18 protein-coding genes are annotated in these 20,098 nt (G+C 59.4%); 10 read left to right on the forward strand and 8 right to left on the reverse strand.

What is annotated here, in order from left to right; genetic code table 11:
* The gene (locus HFP54_RS04995) at positions 1 to 1,323 is read left to right on the forward strand and encodes a CNNM domain-containing protein (RefSeq protein ID WP_197135947.1); all 1,323 of its coding nucleotides are present in this window, start codon (positions 1 to 3) and stop codon (positions 1,321 to 1,323) included.
* A complete protein-coding gene (locus HFP54_RS05000; protein WP_146410830.1) occupies positions 1,320 to 2,258 on the forward strand; it encodes a CNNM domain-containing protein in 939 nt (312 codons plus the stop codon). Before HFP54_RS04995 ends, HFP54_RS05000 begins: the two co-directional genes overlap by 4 nt.
* Here HFP54_RS05000 and HFP54_RS05005 read toward each other — a convergent pair.
* Together HFP54_RS05005 and HFP54_RS05010 are read right to left on the reverse strand one after the other, a co-directional pair.
* Positions 2,251 to 2,577 (reverse strand): hypothetical protein, encoded by a 327-nt coding sequence (locus tag HFP54_RS05005; protein WP_146410828.1) that lies wholly within the window; start codon positions 2,575 to 2,577, stop codon positions 2,251 to 2,253. The two genes, HFP54_RS05000 and HFP54_RS05005, sit on opposite strands and share 8 nt — an antisense overlap.
* 202 nt (positions 2,578 to 2,779) lie before the next feature.
* Positions 2,780 to 3,661 (reverse strand): tetratricopeptide repeat protein, encoded by an 882-nt coding sequence (locus HFP54_RS05010; RefSeq protein WP_168564302.1) that lies wholly within the window; start codon positions 3,659 to 3,661, stop codon positions 2,780 to 2,782.
* A gap of 204 nt (positions 3,662 to 3,865) precedes the next feature.
* Between HFP54_RS05010 and HFP54_RS05015 the strand changes: the two genes are divergently transcribed.
* Positions 3,866 to 4,291, forward strand: a complete 426-nt coding sequence (locus HFP54_RS05015) for a hypothetical protein (RefSeq protein WP_168564303.1) — start codon at positions 3,866 to 3,868, stop codon at positions 4,289 to 4,291.
* A 55-nt stretch (positions 4,292 to 4,346) separates the two neighbouring features.
* On the opposite strand, the gene HFP54_RS05020 is transcribed toward HFP54_RS05015, so the two are convergent.
* The 3 genes from HFP54_RS05020 to HFP54_RS05030 form a co-directional block, all read right to left on the reverse strand.
* A complete protein-coding gene (locus tag HFP54_RS05020; RefSeq protein WP_146410821.1) occupies positions 4,347 to 4,841 on the reverse strand; it encodes a Fur family transcriptional regulator in 495 nt (164 codons plus the stop codon).
* A 401-nt stretch (positions 4,842 to 5,242) separates the two neighbouring features.
* Positions 5,243 to 5,539, reverse strand: coding sequence for a flagellar biosynthesis anti-sigma factor FlgM (locus tag HFP54_RS05025; RefSeq protein WP_168564304.1), 297 nt, complete (start codon positions 5,537 to 5,539; stop codon positions 5,243 to 5,245).
* A gap of 458 nt (positions 5,540 to 5,997) precedes the next feature.
* A complete protein-coding gene (locus HFP54_RS05030) occupies positions 5,998 to 8,145 on the reverse strand; it encodes a spermidine synthase (protein WP_168564305.1) in 2,148 nt (715 codons plus the stop codon).
* A gap of 264 nt (positions 8,146 to 8,409) precedes the next feature.
* Between HFP54_RS05030 and HFP54_RS05035 the strand changes: the two genes are divergently transcribed.
* From HFP54_RS05035 to HFP54_RS05045, 3 genes are read left to right on the forward strand one after another with little or no spacing between them, the layout of a single operon-like run.
* Positions 8,410 to 9,054: a MotA/TolQ/ExbB proton channel family protein gene (locus HFP54_RS05035; RefSeq protein WP_146410813.1), complete on the forward strand. Its 645-nt coding sequence runs from the start codon at positions 8,410 to 8,412 to the stop codon at positions 9,052 to 9,054.
* Positions 9,051 to 9,911, forward strand: coding sequence for a hypothetical protein (locus HFP54_RS05040; RefSeq protein ID WP_168564306.1), 861 nt, complete (start codon positions 9,051 to 9,053; stop codon positions 9,909 to 9,911). The genes HFP54_RS05035 and HFP54_RS05040 overlap by 4 nt, the downstream gene beginning before the upstream one ends.
* Positions 9,912 to 9,935: 24 nt before the next feature.
* Positions 9,936 to 10,475: a hypothetical protein gene (locus tag HFP54_RS05045; RefSeq protein WP_168564307.1), complete on the forward strand. Its 540-nt coding sequence runs from the start codon at positions 9,936 to 9,938 to the stop codon at positions 10,473 to 10,475.
* Positions 10,476 to 10,487: 12 nt separating this feature from the next.
* Here HFP54_RS05045 and HFP54_RS05050 read toward each other — a convergent pair whose 3' ends face one another.
* A complete protein-coding gene (locus HFP54_RS05050) occupies positions 10,488 to 12,659 on the reverse strand; it encodes an RNA polymerase sigma factor (RefSeq protein ID WP_168564308.1) in 2,172 nt (723 codons plus the stop codon).
* 136 nt (positions 12,660 to 12,795) lie between these two features.
* Complete coding sequence (locus HFP54_RS05055; RefSeq protein WP_168564705.1) at positions 12,796 to 14,400, reverse strand: glycine--tRNA ligase; 1,605 nt, start codon at positions 14,398 to 14,400, stop codon at positions 12,796 to 12,798.
* A 252-nt stretch (positions 14,401 to 14,652) separates the two neighbouring features.
* On the opposite strand from HFP54_RS05055, the gene HFP54_RS05060 reads away from it, so the two are divergent.
* The 4 genes from HFP54_RS05060 (at position 14,653) to HFP54_RS26115 (ending at position 18,897) form a co-directional block, all read left to right on the forward strand.
* Positions 14,653 to 15,171, forward strand: coding sequence for an RNA polymerase sigma factor (locus tag HFP54_RS05060; RefSeq protein ID WP_261346679.1), 519 nt, complete (start codon positions 14,653 to 14,655; stop codon positions 15,169 to 15,171).
* Positions 15,146 to 15,808, forward strand: coding sequence for a hypothetical protein (locus tag HFP54_RS05065; protein ID WP_168564310.1), 663 nt, complete (start codon positions 15,146 to 15,148; stop codon positions 15,806 to 15,808). The genes HFP54_RS05060 and HFP54_RS05065 overlap by 26 nt, the downstream gene beginning before the upstream one ends.
* 92 nt (positions 15,809 to 15,900) lie before the next feature.
* The gene (locus HFP54_RS05070; protein ID WP_168564311.1) at positions 15,901 to 17,376 is read left to right on the forward strand and encodes a hypothetical protein; all 1,476 of its coding nucleotides are present in this window, start codon (positions 15,901 to 15,903) and stop codon (positions 17,374 to 17,376) included.
* A gap of 39 nt (positions 17,377 to 17,415) precedes the next feature.
* Positions 17,416 to 18,897 carry a DUF1559 family PulG-like putative transporter gene (locus tag HFP54_RS26115; RefSeq protein WP_206036010.1) on the forward strand — a complete coding sequence of 494 codons (1,482 nt, stop codon included), beginning with the start codon at positions 17,416 to 17,418 and terminating at the stop codon, positions 18,895 to 18,897.
* Positions 18,898 to 18,957: 60 nt separating this feature from the next.
* Here HFP54_RS26115 and HFP54_RS05080 read toward each other — a convergent pair whose 3' ends face one another.
* Positions 18,958 to 19,761, reverse strand: coding sequence for a tetratricopeptide repeat protein (locus HFP54_RS05080; protein ID WP_197135937.1), 804 nt, complete (start codon positions 19,759 to 19,761; stop codon positions 18,958 to 18,960).
* Positions 19,762 to 20,098: the final 337 nt, after the last annotated feature.

Here is a 20,098-nt window from a genome sequence, read left to right on the forward strand (position 1 = left end):
ATGGGCACGTTTTGGACGACGCTGCAATCCACCCTGGAAGTGACGGCCGAACGTTGGGGCTGGATCGCCGCCATGATCGCGCTGATCTTGCTAAGCGCTTTCTTTAGCGGCAGCGAAGCCGCCCTGTTCTCGCTACGCGACCGCGACCGCCGCCGGCTGCGGATGTCTGGTTTGCCCGGTCAGATCGCAGACCGCTTGCTGCAAAACCCCGAACACTTGTTGTCAGCAATTCTGTTTTGGAATTTGCTGATCAACATGACCTACTTTGCCATCGCGGCCATCGTCGGTGGGCAGCTGGAAAGCAACGCATCGACCGGTTCGACCGGTGCAGTGTTGTTCACGGTGGGCAGTTTGTTGGCGATCATCTTTCTAAGCGAGATGCTACCTAAAAGCATCGCGGTTGTTTCACCGACGCGTTTTTCGATCGTCGTGGCGTTACCGTTGCAGTGGGCGGTGCGTTTGATCAGCCCTGCCCTGCCCTTAATCCGTTCGTCCAACGCGATCGCACGACGGTTGTTGTGGCCGACCTTTCGCGCCGAGCCCGAGTTGGACCTGACGGACATTGAACGCGCGATCGAACTGGGGACCGACGATGCGGCGCTCCGGCAACGCGAACGCGAGGTCTTGCGACGGCTGGTCAGCCTGTCTGATTTGCGGGCCGATGAATTGATGCGTCCTCGCGGGCGACTGAATCTGATGACGCCCACGGGCAAACGCGAAGTGATTCAAAAATGCGTTGCCGAGGACGGGTATCTGTATTTCGCGGACAAAGACGACGAAGCCATCGAATCGGCCCTGCAATTGCGAACGATGCGTCCGAATCGATGGAAACGCCAAGCACATCATCACGAATTGGCCGCCCAAGCGACCAACGTGATCTACGCGCCGTGGACGGCCAAGATTGCCGCAGTGTTCGATCAATTGGTCACCGAAGAACGAAACGTTGCCGTGATCGTCAACGAATTCGGCGAATCCATCGGCGTGGTGACGATGGAAGATTTGTTGCGTCACATCCTGGGTTCATCCGACGCGGGACCAGGCGGGCTGGCTGAAATCGACGTGATCGGCCCTGATCGTTGGCGACTAAGCGGATCCGTTCGCCTTCGTTCGCTGGTCGAATTGCTGGGCGTCGACGAACCCGCCGAACGCGCCGCCACGGTGGCAGGCTACATCCAGCGATGCAACGAACGTTTGCCACGTCCAGGTGATTCCGCCGAATTGGATCGTTTCGTGTTGACCGTGCTGTCGGAATCCGACGACGACCTGTTGATCGACGTATCAGCAGGACGCATCGACGATGACGGGGAGGATGGCACACCGTGATCGCGATCGGATTGTTCTTGATCGGACTGGCGCTCAGTGCGTTTTTCAGCGGCAGTGAAACGGGGCTGTATCGCGTCTCGCGCACGCGTCTGGTGCTGGACGGTCTGGACGGTTCATGGTCGGCCCGATGGATCGTCTGGCTTTTGAATCATCCGGCCATCTTTGTTGCCACCACACTGGTCGGCAACAACGTGGCGAATTACTTGACCAGCGTTGCCGTGGTGATCGCGGTTCAGCAATGGTTCACCGCCAATCCGGCGGCGGAGCTGATCGGCCCGATGTTGATGACGCCGATCGTTTTCGTGTTCGGTGAACTGTTGCCGAAGTACCTGTTTTTTCATGCCCCCTATCGCCTGTTGATGGCGACCAAGCCGATCTTGATTGCAGCCACCTGCCTGTTCGCACCGGTGTCATGGATGCTGGGATTGCTGGGCGGGTTGCTGCAGCGGGTTACGGGTCAATTGCCGTTCCAACTGCGGCTTGCGATGGCACGTCGCGAACTGGATCAAGTTCTGCGTGCGGGCCACGAAGCAGGATTGCTGGCCGAGAGTCAGCGGAACTTGGCCGCCAAACTGTTCGAAGTCGGAAATCTGTCGGCGGCCACGTTTGGTCGTTCGCCTGATCGGATTCCACAGGTGACAACGCCGATCGACGTACCGGCCGCGGCAAAATTGGCCCAGCGTCTGAACGAGTCGATCGTCCTGGTCAAAGAAGGAAAAGAATGGCTTGGCTATCTCCGGTTCATCGACTTGGTTTGCGATGAAGGTCCGCCAAGAGTTTTGCCGCTGGTGCGTGGCACGGTCAGTGACAGCCACCTCAAGACGTTGGTCCGCCTGAATGACCAAGCCAGCGGAGTCGCGATCTTGTTGGATTCGCGTGGCAACGCCAAGTCGATCGTGACCCGGCGTCAATTGCTGGCACATTTGATCAGCTGACGCGTTGGTATCCCAACTGATGCAAGACTTTCAGCATTTCATCACAGGTGATGTAGCGTCGGTGGTTTTGCAGTTTGTACTGATCGATCGCCAGTGCCAATTCACGGCCTTCCTGTGACAGTTCCGCGTGGGAACTGCCGAACTGTCGCCGCTCGTTGTGACCGCCGCGACCACCGGATCCTTGACGTCGATCGACAAACCCAGGCTTGCCGGGTTTTGCACTGTCAGTGATGGCGGTCGTTTTCGATGCCGTGCCGCCGATGATGAACTGAGGTCCCGCTTCGGGATCGGCGGTCGACGGTATCGCTGGTAAATGCATGGCAATGACTGCGTCAAAAGTGGGCCGGTGATTCGAACTATCGAAAACCTAGAACGGAAATCGACAGTCGGTCGTCTTCCCCAGGTCGTTTTGGCCGCAATCACCGGTCCGATGATTCAGGTCGCAACGATTGGGTCACCCCTTGGGTTGCCAACACGCGACAAATGATCGCATTGATCCATGCCGCCAGTGGAATTGCGTCCTACCGCATCTCCGTCCCAGGCGACTGACGAAAGACAGCCGCCAGGCTGGGATGCTGGAATTCACGCAGAACGTCTTCGTCCCGTCGCAACGATGGATTCAGCCGTAAGGATTCGGACAAAGCCTGTCGCGCCTGTTCCAAATCGCCCACGCGGACCGACTGGGACGCCAACAACAAATACGCGGCGTGGTTGCTGTCGTCCTTTTGGACCGCGGCGACGAAGCACCGCTGGGCTTCCCAGGGTCGGCCGAGCTGTCGCAGTGCAATGCCCCGCAACACATCGGCGCGGGCGGGTGTTTGGGTTTCACCCACGTGATCCCGCATGCGATCCATCGACGCCAGCAACCGGTCATAGCGGCCCTGTCGGTGATAGACCTCAGCCGCTTTCAACAGCGCGGCCGACAAATCCGGCTGGATCGCCAGCGCCCGGTGATAGGCCGACAACGAATCATCCCACTGTTGCCGTGCCGCCAAGCAGTCGCCGCGCAGCACCCAGTTTTCCGCCGAATTTCGGTTGGCCGCCAATGCCTGTTCGCACCTTCGGTCGGCCGCGTCCAGACGCCCCAGTTCCAAATCCATACGCCCCAAACGACTGAGCAGCATCGGATCATCGGCACTCAACCGGACCGCCTGTTCCATGTGCTGCAGCGCTTCTTCGTATTCGCCTCGCTGCCACAAAGATTCGGCCAGGCCCCAGTGCGCACGATCGTCGTCGTCGCTGACGTTCAGCGCGGCGGCGAACTTGGCCTCCGCGGCATCCCAGTTCCCGTCGTACATCCATCGCTGGCCTTCGCGGGACAGCTTGCGAGCTTCGATGGCGGGCCGGTTTTGGCGCAGATGACCGATCGCCCGACAGCCCTGTGATGCGATCGCCAGGGCCACGACGACGCAGCAAAAGAGATGGCAGATTCGCACGAAACCAATTTCACCTGATTAGCGACGGAGGCATGGGTGGTGCTAACAAGAATCCTGCGGCTGATGCAATCGGAGTTCGTTTGTTAGGATCGCCCGATGTACCGGAGGTCGCCCGCCTGATGCGGGTCGCACACCTTTGATTCGAGCCCGACCACGCTTTCCCACAACCCAATGCCTGCGGAATTCAACGATCACGGCCTGCGATTCATGTACCCCGATAACTGGACGGTGGCACAGGATGACGGCAGCGATGATGCCCAAGGCGTCACTCTGGAATTGCCCAACGGCGGCTTCCTGGCCGTTGAGTGGACGGACCCGGCTCTGACCGACGCACAGGTCTTGGCCCAAGTCGGCCAGGCGATGGCGGCGGAATACGAAGACCTGGAATCGGAATCCATCGAAAACGCCGATCCTGCCGGACCACCCACGATGGAGTTCCGCTTCTATTACCTGGACCTGCTGATCCAGTCCCGCGTGGTGCTGCTAAGCAGCCAGCAGCGACGCATGCTGGTTCAAATCCAGGCAGAAGACCGCGACTTCATCGCCAACGAACAAGTCTTTCAAGCGATCCTGGTCCAGTTACAAAACCAAGACTAAACCGCGTCCCACCGAACAATTCCGGTGGCAGCCACCGGGGCAAACCCGACCACGATTAAACGAGGTCTTGTTTGCGTTTCTTGCGGCGTGTTTGTGAACACTTTTGGCAGATGCCCTGAATGATCAAGCGGTGTCCGGTCACGCGAAACCCCTGATCCGCCGCCACGCGATCACGCAACGCAATCAGTTCATCGCTGGTGAATTCGAACAACTCTTGACACCGGGTGCAGTACAGGTGGTCGTGCTGGGGATAGCCATAATCGTGCTCGTAGACCGTCCGGCCTTCCAGCTGAAAACTCTTCAGCAGCCCCGCATCGACGAATTCACGAAGCGTCCGGTACACGGTCGCGGAACTGACGTAATTGGGGCTTCCCCGACGCGGCAACCGTTCGATCAATTCGTCAGCGTCAAAGTGCTCGTGCTGATTGAACACTTCGTCGATCAAGAACTTTCGCTGCTCCGTTTGACGCAATCCCTTGGCCTGCAGGTATTCCTGAAACCGTTCCTGGGGCGAAAGCGACGTCGCCAGAGGTTGCAAGGATGAGGCCATGTGGAATGCTCGGGGGCCAGCGGGGGATCACGAATACGGGTTGCCGGCCGCACGTCCACGAGGGGACCATCGGGCGATGCCCGGGCGGTAACCCGACGGGACGATCAACATGCAGACAAGCGGTACAGAACAGACGAAGCGACCGCCCCGTGCCCACCGTCGGATCCTGAACCGCCCCAGAACCGACACCGTGACCGGATCGATGCACACCATCTATCCCCATCGTGTGCCATCGAGCGGAATTTCGCAACGGATCCGGCGTGGGCAACGACGTTTTGACGCAGATGCTTCGCCATCCTAGGACCGCTTCGACGCCCCAAAAACAACACGGTTGCGGATTTCGGGTCCCCACACCCGGGCGTCGCGTGTGTGAAACAGCGGGCGATCAGGTCGCCCACGGCTTAGGCGTATTGATCCAGGAATCGGTCCAATGCTGCGTCCATTTTTTCCGGCGTGTCATAGCTGCCGCTGGCGATCTGTCGCCGAATTTCGGCCACCCGATCGACGCGAATGTCGCTTTCAGTGGACGGGCTGGTGATGCCGGACAGACGATTTGCGGCGGTCGCCGCACTGGACAGATCCAATTGATCGACCGACGAAGCGGCTGTTTTCTCAGCCGGAGCGGCGGGTTTGGCCGTTCGCGAACTCGGACCGACCGGCTGCTGTGTCGATACTCGATAAGGACCGTAAATCTGCATCGGATGGATTGCTCCCCATGCGGGTTTGGACGTCGTCGGGGTTGATGGAAAAACCGCGCGAGACTTCTCACGCTTATTTTTCACTACACAAACGACAGGGACGGGCAACGTGGACCGTGCGACCATCACCCCAAACGTGGACTTCCTCCGGAAGTTTCACGAGGTGATCGTGCACACAGTTTTCGGGTCGGCCCGCGCTGCATTCCTTGTCCCAGGATGCAATCCGTCAGCCTTGAAGAGAGACTTCGACAGCGCAGAAAGGCGAAAACATTTGTTTCATCGGCCTTCCAACGTCTTCGCTTCAGTCGAATCTGCTTTCACAGCTCGAATCCATCCGAGACAACGACGGCACCTTAGCGTCACCAGGATGTCGGTCGCAAGAGCGATGTTCTTGAATCCAAACTTGACCATCGAGCGATTTTTTGACGCCCTTTTTTGGCGGCGTCCCAATCAGGCCCTCACCACAACCGCAGGACGCTGGCCAAGTTGTGGTGCTGGTCGGTCCACAGCGGTCCCCGGCGACGAATCTGCGAGGAAACCGGCGGACATTCGGCCAATGGTCCCGTTTCCCACCACGGGGATTGTGGAGCCGCTAGGATCATCCACCGGGCACGGCAAACCGCAGCTTCGGCGTCGCGGTCACTTTCAACCAGTCGGCTTTCCAGATTGACCGACTGGGCCAATCGGTGAACCAGCGGCACCAAGTCCAAATGATTATTCGAGACGTGAACCGCGATCACACCCTCGGTCGCCAAGCGATCTCGATACAACCCCATGGCTTCCCGCGTCAACAGGTGTGCCGGAATCGCATCGCTGCTGAAGGCATCCAATACCAACAAATCAAACTTGGCATCCGTCAAACGCTCCAACACCAAACGGCCGTCACCGACGTGGATCTGCTGTTGGGCCGCACCGTCCTTCAGAAACGAAAAATGCGAATCCGCGATGTCGACGACGTCTTGATTGATTTCGACATAATCGAACCGGTCGCCCGGTCTGCCATAGGTCGCCAAAACACCGCAGCCCAAACCGACCACACCGACACGCATTTCGCGATCGCGATCCTGCATCGCGGCAATCGTTCGGCCGACGCCACTTTCATAGCCGTAGTAGCTGGTGGGACAAGTCCGGCGGTCGCCCGACAACTGAATCCCGTGGACCGTGCGGCCGTGGATCAATTTGGTCTGCCCCGCATCGCGGGTGACTTTCAATACGCCAAAAAAGTTTCGACGACTGGCCAGCAGTTCGTCCTGCGTGGTCGTCAATCCAACCAAACACGGAATCAACATCGCTGCGGCCAAACCCCAGCGATAGCGACGCAGCTGGGCCCATTGATATAGCGATTGCCCGACCGTTGAATCGGCCGATCCCCAGTGAGTGCAAGCCACAAAAAAGGCAAACGCCACCACGGTGCTGACGCCCAACCACAAGGGCAATTCCAGATAGTTGCGAAACGCCAACGGACAAATCACCGCAACCAGAACGCCCCCGATCGCTCCACCGCCGGACAGGCACAAATAGAACGTGGTCAATCGTTCGGCCGACGGTTTGGAACGCGCCGCTTCACCGTGGCACAGCAGACAGATGCCCAACAGCAAACCGAAATAGCCGACCGCTTCGGTGACCAGTTTTGCTCCCGCAGGCAACACACAGTGGATCTGTGTCAGCATGACGCACAACAACGCCGCTGCGGCAATCCACTTGGGTCGATACCACCGCGGTGAATCAAAACAAATGATGAAACTCAGCAGGTACAAACTCAGCGGCAACACCCATAAAAACGGGATCACTGCGATGTCCTGGCAAACATGATTGGTCACGATCAACAGCCCCGCCGACGCGAAGGCCGGCAACCCCAGCCACAACGCATATTGGGCAAAGGCGTTTTCCGGGGGACCTTCGCTTTTGGCTGCCAGATCCTCCGATGCATTCGCCTGTGACGCGAGCCCCGACAATCGCAACAACCAAATCGCCAAATAGCCTTCGGCGATAACGAATCCACAAAACAACATGGACCAGGTCGCCGACTGGCCTGTCAGGGAAACGAACGGTTCGATCAGGAATGGATAGCTCAGCAGCGCCGACAGCGAGCCGACATTGGACAGTGCGTACAACCGATAGACTCGATCGGTTCGGTCTCGATAGCTGAACCAGGATTGGACCAACGGCCCGGTGGCCGACAACACAAAATAGGGCAACCCCACGTGGGCGACCAATAACATCAGCAGATAGATCGTCGGGTTTTCATCCCCTTGTGGCTTCCAAATCTCGTCAGGTTGGATCGGCAAAAACAGCGTCGCCGCGGCCAAAAAGACCAAATGAATGCCGCCTTGCACCGCCGGCGAAAACCAGCAACGCAACAGGTGCGCGTACGCATAGCCGGCGAACAAGACGATCTGAAAGAACAACATGCACGTCGTCCAAACGGCCGGCGTGCCTCCGAACCACGGCAGCACACACTTGCTGATGACGGGTTGGACTTGAAAAACCAAAAACGCCGACAACAAAATCGTCAACGCAAACCATGCGATCGGTGGCGACGTCGCCGCCGCTGCATGAGATTCGGTTCGGGTGGAATTTGCGGGTTGTGCGGCCGCGTCAGTCATGTCGAACACCGGAATGTGGCACGGTTTTTGCCAAACCTTAGGTCACCAAATGGACCACGCCTGACCGCCCCGCCGATCTGCTTCCAGACCGAACCGGTCTCCGGATCCGAATGGACCCGATCGCCCGCGGGCTGCTAGCATACGACCACAAGGCCGATCGACCGGTGAATGCCGGCGGTATCGGTGTTTTGGACCAACGCGGACGAAACCGGACAACGTCTGCGGCATGATGATTGACGCCCGACCGCCGCTTGGAATCCGTCAGTGCTTGAACAAGTCTCCGAATTCTCCACGCATGCGATCGCCGTGGTGGCTCTGCTACACACCCTGGCCTTCATCTACCTGGCAGGTTGGGCACGCAAGGATCGCCACGACATCACGACCACGCTGACGCAATTCACCGAAGGTCTTCCGCACCGCAGCCAGATGGACTGGAACGCGCATCCGTCAGACCGGATCGAAGGCTTTCTGGCCGACATCGATGACGTCTTGGCCGAACCACCGGGATCCCCCGGCCGAAAAGTGCTGCACCAGCGGATGAAGATCCTGGACGAACGTCGCCGTTATCTGCAATCGATGCGATTCGACACGGTTTGGAACGTCGCCCGGACAATGATCGAAGCCTATCCGCTGGCCGGAGTCCTGGGCACCATTTGTGCGATCGGTGCCGCACTGGCCGGAGGCGACACCGCCAGCGTCGGGGACATCGTCGGCCGATTCGGCGATGCGATCTGGAGCACGTTTGCGGGACTGGTCTCGGCCATTCTGCTGATGTTCATCCACAGCATGTTGGAACCCGGTTTCAGTCGATTGTCGGAAAACCGACGCCACGTTCGCGACACGGTCGCCAAAGCGAAACGCGAACTTGCCAGCAACGGCGAAGTGCGGGATGCCGAGGCGGTGGCATGACCGACACCGCGACGTCGCACCGTCCTGGCAGACGATTCGGGATCCAGCTGGCTCCGTTGGTGGACCTGTTGCTGATCGTCGTCTTTGCACAATTCATGGATGTCCGCGAAACCGCCAACGAACAACGCGCCGCCGCCCAGCAATCCGTCGCGGAGTTGCAGCGTCAACGCGATGCGGCGGAACAACAGGCGTCGATTGCCCGGCAAAATCAGCAGGCCGCTCGGCAAGCCGCACAACGTCAAGCCATGCGGACACGCCAAGCGATGTCGACCATCGCTCAGGCATTCGATCTGCCCCTGCCGACGCTCAAGCGGCTGAACGAAATGGTCGGCGACGAAGACGACGGATCGGCCGACGTTGTGCGTGCGATGTCGGAACAGGTCGCACAGGCGTCGCCCGAGGAGGTCGTGCGCTTCTTGGTTGGACACGCCGAACTGCTCAAGCGGGCGGAGATCTGGCATGTGCACGCCGATCCGAACCGCCGCGTGCTGTTAGGCACCGGCGATCGCGGCCTGTCGATGCGTCTGGAACGCCGCGGCCAAGACAACCGGACCGCCGAAATGGAAGACCAACTGTTCGCCGCGTATAAACAGTTACCCCAGCCCAAGGGTTTGGTCGTCATCCTGGCGTCGTATTCGCCCGAGGCGGTGGCGGGAGTCTATCAGCCGATGATCGATGCCCTGCCCCACGCGCTGGAAAGGATGCGGACGGATCTGCCGGCAACGCGTTTTGAATACACAGTCCTGGGCGCGACACCTTTGCCCGATGTGATCGCCAAGCAGACCGACACGCTGATCCCGCTGACAGAATCCACCGACACGCCAGCGGTCGATGCATCCAACGAGACAACCGATTAATCCAACCTCCACTGCGGTCATCCCATGCGCTCCATGTTCAAAACCAAACGGCTTCTTCCGGTCGCCGCCATCGGCGGGATTTTGGCATTCATCGCGGGCCAGTTCTTTTCCATCAACGTTGGTGTCAACCAATCGGAAACCAGCGTGGTCAATCCGGACGCCGAACCGTCGGACGAAACATCCGTTGATGCACCGGCGATGGTCCAGTCGAGCGGCGAGAGCTCGATGATCGAAGACGCCAAACTGTGGCTGATCGATGTGCTGATCGACGGCACCGACTACAGCGTCCAACGGGTCACCGAATCCAACGCCGGCGACGATTCAGCGGCACGACAATCGATGTCGCTTGACCAAATCGTCCAAGCCGCAGGGCAAGCCGAAGGCGACGCCAGCGGCACCCGTGTTCGTATCAGTCGAACCCCCGAAGCGGTCGCATCGGCGGAAAAGAAACTGACCACCGCCCTTCATGACGCGGGGATCGCCGACGACGCTGTCGAAACGCGACAACGGCTGGTCGAAGATGAATCGACAAATGGCAATCCGGTGGGGGCGACCGAGGGTTGATGCTGGAAACGATCAGCCGCACGTTGACTCCGGTGCAATTGATCGTGTGACCGATGTCTGCGTTAACACCAATGCCAAGATTGCGAGGGCGACGTATCCAATCTGACTGAGCCCCAGGTAAGCCCACCAGCTGAAACCGCTGGAACGTTCCCAGCCATCGATCCAATGACTCATCCCTATTGCGGTGGTGGTCGCCAAATCTGCCGCAAGGATTGAAACCGCAAAGGCTCGCCCCAGCCGCTGCGTAGGCCAGTCGTATCGCGCCGTCCAAAACGCCACTGCGGCGGCCGCCAAATACAGTATCAATCCGGCGGTAGCTGTCGCTATCGAAGCGACGTCAAAACCAATTCCGACCACCCAAACGCTGCAGCCGATGAGTGATCCATAAAAGGCCAAAGCGTCGTTGATCGTCGAAGCAACCGCGGGGTGTTTTGAATCGATTCGACCGGTCAAAACCGCCTGACGCATGGCTAGTCGCCAAGCAATGACCTTGAGCAAGACCAACGCAAACAAGATTCCGCCGCCGGCAAGCAGCAAAACGTCGGCCCAGGGCGTCGGCAGCCCGTTTTCGGTCCATCGTCGCCACATTTCGAGACGTTCCATGTCCGCCCCACCGGCCTCCGTGGTTTCGTCAAGTCTCGCCTTCGCTTGACCGGCCGACCATGCCACCCCGCCAATCGCCGCATGGCTGGCAATGGCCGCACCTCCCAGCGCGGCTTTGCCGATCGCCAGCCCGCCCAAACTGTACCAACCGACTGCGATACCACCGATCGCGATCCCTCCAAACGCGAGCCCAGCGATGCTGAGTATCGCCACACCCAGTCCGCCCAAATGGATCACCCCGATCCCGAATCCGCCAATCGTCAGCCCCCCAAAACACCACCCGCCGCAGGCGATCAAGCCACGTGCCCGGTTTCCGATGGCAATCAGCCATCCGTCAGCGCGATCGCCGACCGCGATCCAACCTTTGGCGACGTCCGTTGGGGCAACCTGCCCATCGTGGGATACCGGGCCGAATCGAACATCGACCCATGGCCGACCTGCAAACCTGTTCCGAGTGGACCAGTGAAACTCTGCACGACGGATCCCCGCCAGTCGTCGTGACGCGACGGGATCCATTGCCCGACCTTCGCTGCGCGCGATATCACCCAGTTGCCGAAAACGACGCGCGCCCCACCAAGACGCTGCAAAAAACAAAAGTTGCATCGTCAGAATCAGACCCAGCAACGCAATTGCGTATCGTCCATCGTCCATCGACACGGGTCCCGAACGTTGCCCCACCAGCCACATCAACATGGCCGCCCACACGACCAAAGCAAACACGGTCAGCAGCAAGAAGCGAACGATCAGAAGTTTCTGTGTTGTGTAGGGTGCATTGCGGTAACTGACCCAAGCGCCGAACAGGCCACCGGCTAAGCCGCCGAACAACCCAAATGTCGCACCGGAGATTGTCGTTCCTGTGCCTAGAACCTTGGCCGATGTGGCCGCCACACCGACCGCGGATGATTTCCCAGCCGCTGTCCCCGCGACACCCGCCGCAACATTACCGGGCAGACTGCCCAGCACGGCGGCCAGAAACACCACACCCGGCGTCGTCCCGCGCAGAGTCCGATCGATGACGGATTCGACTTCGTTTCGCAGCATTTTGCGGCCGCGAGCCAACCTCTGACGCACCGCGGCCTGCGATAAATCCAATGCCGCCGCTACCTCCGAAACGGACTTCCCGCCGCGATAGTACAACACCAGCGTTTCGCGATACTTGGACGGGAGCGCATCCAGACTTGCCCAAACAACCGCCTGGCGTTCGTCATCCGACACTGGATCATGTTTTTCGCCTCCGTCGGCAATTTCCGGTGGCATCCTCTCGGCCGCGTGCACATCGGTCGCGCGGCGACGGCGACGCACCGCATCAACCGCACGGTGCCGGGCGATCGAGCAGACCCAAGCGGCGAATCGCGACGCATCTGACAATTCGGACAGTTTCTGCCAGGCCTCCAGAAACACCTCCTGCCCCACGTCTTCGCTGTGGGCAAAGTCGCCGACAATGCTATACGCCACGCCGGTCACCATTGCGGCGTGGCGTTGGACCAAGACGCCGTATGCGGACCGATCACCCTGGCGAGCCGATACGACCAATTGGTCAACGGTCAAAGATTGCAGTGTCGTGTCATGATTGATTGTCACGGTCGAAACACCCGAGAAAGCGGACCAATCAGCTGGCAGGATTCATTGTCTGCCTATAGGTCGTATCTCGGGCGACCAACGTGACAAAAGTTTTCTCGAAAATCGCCCGGCGTGTTGTTCGTCACGCCACGTCGAATCAGCCGTCGATCTTCTTGGTCAACGTGTCGACGACGTCATCCAGCTTGACGCGGATTTGTTCCAAGCTATCGCGATCGCGGATCGTCACGGTCTGATCACTGACCGTGTCGCCGTCGATCGTGATGCAGTAAGGCGTTCCGGCTTCGTCTTGACGACGATAACGACGCCCGACCGCACCTTTGTCGTCGTAGAACACATTGAAGTGCTTCTTCAGTTCGCCATACAAGTCCTGCGCGATTTCCGGCATCCCGTCCTTTTTGACCAAGGGAAAGACCGCCGCTTTGACCGGCGCCAACCTGGGATGCAATTTCATCACCGTACGTGTTTGCAAGTTGCCCTTTTCGTCTGGCTGTTGGTCTTCGGTGTACGCTTCGCACAAGAACGCCAGCACGCCGCGATCGGCACCGGCGGATGGTTCGATCACATGAGGAATGAACTTCTGGTTTGTCGCTTCGTCACGATAGGTCAAGTCTTTGCCGCTGCCGCGATACTTGGGCTTTCCATGTTCGTTCAATTCGACGGTCATGGGATTGGTCGCCGGGTCCAACTTGCCTTCCATGTGGCTGCGGAGATCGAAATCACCACGGTGGGCGATGCCCTCCAATTCTCCGAATTCGCCCGGCGGCAAGAATGGGAATGCGTATTCGATGTCCGCGGTACCGACGCTGTAGTGAGCCAATTCCTCCGGATCGTGTTCGCGCATGATCAGCGATTCCGATCCCATGCCCAGCGATAGGTACCAATTCATGCGGCGATCACGCCAATAGCGATACCAGTCCTGTGATTGGTCGGGATGACAGAAAAACTCGATTTCCATCTGTTCGAATTCACGGCTGCGAAAGGTGAAGTTTCGCGGAGTGATTTCGTTGCGGAACGACTTGCCGACCTGGCCGATGCCGAAGGGCACTTTCACCCGGCTGCTGTCCAGCACGTTCTTGAAATTAACAAAGATGCCCTGGGCCGTTTCGGGTCGCAGGAACGTCACATCGTCCTCGCCGCCCAAGGCCCCAAGGGTCGTCTTGAACATCAAGTTGAATTCACGCGGCTCGGTCAGCGTGCCCAGGGTCTTCGCATCGGGTCCTAGCACGTTGTCCGTATTGTCCAGCTTGTCGATCGTGATCGATTCGCTGCCAATGGTGATCTTGTCCGCGTCCTTGTTCCGCAGCTTGAAGAACTTCATGCCGCGGCGGCGGATGTCATCTTCTTCCTGTTCCGCTTCGGCCAAAGTGGAAACAAAGATCGTGCGGTCTTGGTAGGTGACTTCGCGTCCACGTACCTGGTCAAAGCGGTACCGCTTCTTGGATTCACGACAATCCACCATGTGATCGTGGAACAGATCGTAGTGGCCGCTGTTCTTCCACACCTGCGGGTGCATGATGATCGTGCAATCCAAACCGACCATTTCATAGGTCGACGGCGCACCGGCGGGCTGCTTCAGCTCGTTGTGGCCGCAAATCATGTCCTGCCACCAAGCTTCCTTCAGGTTCCGCTTCAGATCGACGCCCAGCGGTCCATAGTCCCAAAATCCTTGGACGCCGCCATAGATTTCACTGGACTGGAACAGGAACCCGCGTCGCTTGCAAAGCGAAACGATCTTGTCCATCGACTTGGTTTGCGGGGCGTTGGTTTCGGGGGCGTTTGCTTCGGTCATCGGTGGGTATTGGGGGATGGTCGACAAATCAGATGACAAAGGGAAGTCGCCTATCATGACCGCACGGTCCGTTTCGTCCCAGACCAGGCGGAACCCCGGCGAGGCGGGAAATCTTCGTTTCTCGACAACGTTTTTTGGGACAAGCGGGCTTTGGCGGCATCCTTGGGGTGCCCCCGACGACAAAACGCTTGTGGAAAAAGACGTTTGGACGCTGAACAAATATGCCGGATTTGGGACACGCACCGTGATCGGCTGATGCTGATCGCACGTGCGATGGATCCGCTGGTCAGCGACGGCGGCGCCGATGACGCCGTCCAGGAAGCGTTCATCGAACTGGCCAAACGCGGGCAACCGCCCGACGACCCGGTGGCGTGGATGGCCCGAATCATTCGCAATCGCCTGCTGATGTGGCGACGCGGCCGACAAAGACGTCGTGAAAGAGAAAACGACTATGCCCGCCTGACGTGGCTGGTCCGCCGCGACGACTCCGCGGCAATTGATATCGATCCTCGAAAATTGACCGAAGTCCTGCAGACGATGCCCGACGACCAACGTCAAGTGATCGTCATGCGATGGTGGGGCGACATGACGTTTCGACAAATCGCCGGCGTGCTGGGCCAATCACGCAGTCGCACGCATCGACAGTACCAGCACGGCATCGCACACCTAAGAACCCTTTTGGCCCCGGAGACACAACGTGAACCATCCCGCTGCATCCGATGATGACCGTGATTTCGCACGCGTGTTGCGCCAAAACTTTGCCCCCCTGCCCCGCCCCGATGGCGACAGCCGACGCCTGTATCAGATCGGTTTCGAAGCGGGTCGCGCCTCCGCGATTGACGCTTCCCCGGTGAAGGATTCCCATCGCCCGGTTATCCGGCGCATTGCGGTGGCCGCGTCTTGGCTGGCCGTTGCAGTGGGCGCGTTCGCGGCCGGGCAGTGGCGTGGCAGCGCCGATGTCGTGCGCGGTGTTCCCACAACGCAAAACGCCCAGATCACACGCCCCGCCAACGCTGCCGATGGGTCGTCCCGCCCCGGCCACCAGGTCGTTTCGGCCGAAACGGTGCGCGATACCGTCGACCGCCCGTCCAGCGCCGCATCGAATCAAGGATGGATGTTTTCGGAATCGATTCGCTTGGCGTCGACGATGCAAACCAGCCACAGCCGGTTGAACCTCTCTCGATTGGATGATCCGCAAGCCAGGTTGGCACCTCGTGGCGCGGTGTCATCCAGAGGTGTCCGTTTTACCAGCAGCGGTCAAATTCCCCACGGCAAATCGGTCAACCGGCCGGCCGCGAACCTGCGTGTCGTCGACGGATTGACGCGATTGCTGGACTTCGCCGGACGAACGGCCGATTGATCGTACCGCCAATTTGACCACGCAGGCCGTGTGTCCCACGGGCCATCGGCCCCCATCCCTTCACCCCTTGTCGCGTGCCCCGGAGCCCTCCGATGCAAAAACCTGTTCGCACCGCAACGATTGTGGCGGTGATCGCTTGGCTGGTCTGCGGACCAGCGGGCGTAACTTTCGCGGATGATGCGACGCTGATTCGCATCTCGGCGTCCAAAGAACCCGACCCGGCATTGCGGTATCGTTTCTGGCCTTCGCCAAACGACCAGCGTGATGCCAACGCGGCCGGATTGTTGTCGCGTGCCGTCTTGATGACCGTTCAGCATACGCAACACAGCCGCGACAACGTTCACCCGGGCGTGCTGACGGACGAGCGTATCGAGCGTTGGATCGAATCTCCCTGGCAGCCCGAACATGCGGAAGAAATGCAACAGTTTCTGTCCTACCACGAATCGGTGCTGTCGGAAATCGACCGCGCGGCAAACTTCATGCGTTTCGATTACCCACTGGCCACCGACCAGATGAATCTGACCGAGACGTTTGAATTGCTGCTGCCGGAAGTCCAAGAATCACGGACGCTGTGCCGGTTCCTGCTGATCCGTGGACGCTTGGAAGCCAATCAGCATCGCTGGAATGATTTTGATCGCACCGTGCGGACCCTGTACCGTTTGGCCGACATGATCGGCATGCAAAGCGACTTTCTGGTCGCACAACTGGTATCCGTGGCGATGCAGGAACAAACGCTTCGGTTGGTGCGCGAAGCCAGTGAGATCAGCGATAGCCCAAACTTCTATTGGGCGCTTAATGCGGTTCCCGCGGATCTGTTTGAACTGAAACGCACGGCGGAAAAGGAAGCTTTCGCCGTCTTGAAAGTTTTGCCCGATGCCGGCAGGTATCCCGATCATCCGATGGGCGGCGAAGCATCGCGACAAAAGTTGGCCGAACTGAACCAACAGTTTGCCGCCGTGGTCCAAATGCTGGATACGGGATTCGACCTACAAGAAGCGCCCGAGGCCCGCGTGGTCAGTGGCTTGATGATCGCAACGATGGGGCCATCGTCACGCGAGTATCTCCGCACCGTTTCGCAATGGGGCGACCGCGTGGACGAATTGGAATCCGTCGAATGCGTGTTAAGAGCGACCGCCCTGAAGCTGCGACGCGGCATCCACGACTATTACAAGTGGTACAGCCTGCCCCGTGACATGCGAAGCGACCATTTGCAACGTTCTGAAAATGCGCTGGCCAACAGCAATCAATCGGCCGAATCTCAACCGGATCCGGCACAGCTTCTGTTACAAGCCATTGCACCAGCGCTGCGTGCCGTCGACCAGGCGTCGCGCCGGTTGGAACAGACGCACCACTTCACCGTAACGTTGCAGGCGATTCGCGATCATGCCGCTCGACATGGCGAACTGCCATCGAAGTTGGATGATCTGTATCTGCCCGCGCTTCCCGATGGCCTGCGTCCGGGTTCTTTCAAGTACCAACGCCAGAGCTCCGACCGTGCCACGTTCGAACGAGCACCACGGTACCCCAACGACGATGAAACCACTTTCGAACTCCAATTGGCGGAATGAATACCGATGAAACGATGGATCCCCTTTCGTACCGCCCCCGTGGCGATTTCCCGAATTCTGCTGGTGTTGGCCGCAGCGCTTGGTGTCTTCGAACGACCGGCGCCGGCCCAGGCGGCCGGGGATGTTCCCTGGTCCGATCAAATCGTCGCCGCGGCACGGCTGAATCTGCGAACGCTGGACGCGGCCGCCACCGGTCGCTTGATTGCTGATGCCGCGTCGGTGGACGCCGGCGACATTGCACCGACGGCAAATAAGATTGACGAATTTGTCGCCGAATTACGCGCGCTGGGATGCACCGACGTGTATTTGGCGATCCACACGTCAGACATGCTGCGTGGCGTTGCCACCGTCCTGATCCAGACGGACGATCCCGATTCCGTGCGACAGCGGATCGAACCGTTGTGGAAAAGTATCTATGGCCAAACGGAGCTTGATTCCAACGTTGATTCTGGTTGGCTGATTTTGGGGCCCGCCACGACGGTCAAGACTTGGACATCTGCGACCGACTCCGGTGCAACCAACGGTTCGCAGCGGTGGCGTGAACTGATTCGCGGTGACGACGAGGACAGCCAGTTGGCGATCGCCTTACCCAATGACATGCGTCAAACGTTGGCGGCGATGTGGCCCCAGCAACCCTTGAAAAGTCTCCCGTCGAAACTGTCACCGGCGCAGTGGGTCCAAATCGTCAAATCGGCTCGCGTCGCATTGTCATTGCCGCCCCAAAACGACACGGTGATCCAAATCGAAACCGCCGACGCGGATGCCGCGACGACGGTCGCCGATGAACTGACGCATTTGCGATCCAGCCTGGATTGGATCGACGACCGCTGGTCCGTGTCGACCGACGGTCCGTCAGCCATCATCCAGACTTCACCGGATGCACTGATCGAGCAACTGGCTGCGGCGGTGGGCAACCTGAATCAGCGTTCGATGCGTCTGCGGACGATGAACAACTTGAAACAAATCGGCTTGGCGATGCACAATCATCATGCCGCCTTCGAAGCGTTTCCCGACGCGGCGATCCGCGGCGCCGCTGGCGGGGAATTGCTTAGCTGGCGGGTCAAGCTGCTACCGTTTTTGGAACAGCAAGCTTTGTACAAAGCGATCCGGCGCGACGCCGCCTGGGATGCGGAGGTCAATCGGCAAGTGACCCAAACGGTGGTCCCGAATTTCGGCACGCCCGATCATAATGGCCAGATGACCAACATTCGGATCCCCGTGATCCCGGGTTCGATGTACGCCGATCCTGCCGCATCTAAATCGTTTCGCTCGATCACCGACGGAACCAGCAATACGATCGCGTTGGCGGTGGCCCCCGCCGATCAAGCCGTGCCTTGGACACGGCCCGGTTTATGGAAATTGGACGCCGATCGCTTGGTGGAAAGCTTTTTTGGCGACCGCGACACCGTCCCCGTGTTGATGTTCGACGGAGCCGCCATCGTGCTGGACCGGGCGAAAGTCGATGCCGAAACATTGCAGGGCATGCTAACGATTGCCGGCGGCGAAGTCGTGCAGTGGTGACCGCACGCTGGACAGCGGCATCCCGAGGGTCGCGGTCGATCAAAGTCCAGCGGGAAGCCCCTAGTAACGCTGGGTCGAAAAGTCCGGTGTGGTCGCCATCCGGGTGCCGGCCTGTGATAGCGCGGCGTCTTGAGCGCTGTTGATCTGGCGTGAAAGTGCCGCGACCCGCTCGGCCACCAGCGGTTGGGCGCCGTTGATCGCCAAGGCCCGCTGGTAATTCTGCAGGGCCTGGGTCGGATCGCCCATCGATTCACGCAACCGCCCCAGGGCCAACCATGCTCTGGGGTTGTTCGCGTCCAACTGCACGGCGTCCTCCAGATACTTCAGTGCCGTCTGGGGTTCGCCGTGTTCTTCGTACAGCCGAGCCGTTTCGATTCGCGGCTCGGAATAGTTCGGATTTCGGGCCGCCCAGTTCTTCAGCAGAGCAAAAGCACGATCCGGCCGGCCGGTGTCAACCAACAGCACTGCCAGGCCCCGATGGCATTCGACGTGGTTGGGATTGTGGTCCAGGCACTGGTTGTACAGTGCTTCGGCCTGCTTGTACGACTCCGCATCTTGGCGTTGCTTGGCCTGCTGGTGGACCGCGGCGGCCAGGTTGTAGTAGCTGTCCGGATTGGCCGGGTCGCTGGCGATCGCTTTCTGGAACTCTTGCATCGCCGCGCTGTATTGGCCCTGCTCATACAAACGGGCTCCCTGGGCGTTTTGGCCGCTACTGGCCCACTGGCACCCGGTCAAACAGGCGGCCAGGCACCCCGCAACAAAGGCGGTGAACACCCACGCGCCGTTGAGCCAATTCGACCGGCCGGTCTGAAAATCGGTGTCGGACGTGGCCGAAGGTCGTGTGGTGATGGCGGTGGTGGTCATCGGGGGAACGTCCACGCGGCAAAAAAGGGGCGATTCGGGTTCGGGCGCGACGGTAGCAACGGCGCGTCGCCAGTGGCAATAGAGATGTGAAATGAGGGACCAGCGGCCTCGCGAAGGAACTTTCCGTCGACACAGGCCATCGAATCGCCACAGACGTTCGGTTCGATAAGACCGGATCAAGTCGCCCAGAGGCGACCTAACCCCAGGCCTAGCGGCGTTTTTCGTTGCTTCAAAGCGGTGCCCGATTAGACTTCGAATCGTGGACTCGCGCAATTTATCCAGCCTTCGCGTCTGCCCCAGTCCACGCATTTCCCCACGACTTTTCCTGGCCGAAGGC

The sequence above is a fragment of the Crateriforma spongiae genome, from assembly GCF_012290005.1.
Lineage (GTDB): Bacteria > Planctomycetota > Planctomycetia > Pirellulales > Pirellulaceae > Crateriforma > Crateriforma spongiae.